This window comes from Salinimicrobium oceani (assembly GCF_012037645.1).
In genome coordinates, this window is the sequence record NZ_JAAVJR010000185.1 from 1 (window position 1) to 649 (window position 649).

At 41.6% G+C, this 649-nt stretch carries 1 pseudogene; it reads right to left on the bottom strand.

The window, feature by feature from the left end:
* Positions 1–34: 34 nt before the first annotated feature.
* A pseudogene (locus HC175_RS16155) lies at positions 35–649 on the bottom strand (insulinase family protein); the annotation flags it as partial.

Sequence of the window (649 nt, forward strand, 5' to 3'; positions counted from 1 at the left end):
CTTAGGCCGGTCTTTTTGTTTGTGTTTTCTTAGACTATTCGAAATCTGTGTCTACAACTCCTTCGTTCACTTTTATCTCCGAAACCTCGAAAGAGATCACCATTGGTCCCATACTCTGGTTGATGGTAAAAGGAAATTTTACTCCTTCTACCTCACGGTAATCACTAAAAGTAGTAGGAACAGTCACTGTCTGTGGTCCTTGCTGAACGGTTTTCACCTGCTTTACCTTTAAACCTGTTTTCTTGCTGTAATAGTTGGTGGTATTTTCATCCATTTTGATAGCATAAGCTTCCTTACCATCAACATCTTCAACTCCTTCTAAAGCGGCGTTGTCAGCGATCATTTCAGGGAAAGGATGTGCTTCAGCTTTAGCAGCAATGATCTGCTCTTCGGTGTAAGGGATCTTTTGTCCCTGAGCAGCTACAAAACCGGTTGCTCCGTTAAAGATCTGTCTTGACATCACATTGCCTCCCATTCCAACTTCCGTAGAAGATTTTCCTGAAGACGTAACTTTAGATTCAAGATCCATTTTTTGACCCTGGAAGTTTGCCTGGGCGATCATATAAACTGAATTCACCTTTTCTACAGCTTCCTTGCCGCCAATAGCTTTGATGTAATCTTCAAATACTTTAGAAGCGGTTACATTGGG